Here is a 259-nt window from a genome sequence, read left to right on the forward strand (position 1 = left end):
ATAAGTACCAGGGTGTCCCCTGTTCTTGTTTTCAGAATATGAATAAACTCATGCTTCTCACTCATATTCCAAGCAACGACCATTAAAATAGGTGCCATACTAGCTAGTGGAATATGAAAAGCAAGCGGAGACAGGAATAATAATACTAGTAATACCACCATTCCGTGTATCATACCTGATACGGGGGAAGTCGCCCCATTTTTAATATTCGTTGCGGTTCGAGCGATGGCACCCGTCGCAGGAATACCGCCAAATAAGG

At 43.2% G+C, this 259-nt stretch carries 1 protein-coding gene; it reads right to left on the bottom strand.

Annotated elements, in window-relative coordinates:
- The coding region (locus tag ACQRBL_RS32880; protein WP_427736505.1) for a SulP family inorganic anion transporter at window positions 1-259 on the bottom strand (259 nt) is incomplete at both ends.

The organism is Bacillus sp. AF62 (genome assembly GCF_050312695.1).
Taxonomy (GTDB): domain Bacteria; phylum Bacillota; class Bacilli; order Bacillales; family Bacillaceae_G; genus Bacillus_A; species Bacillus_A cereus.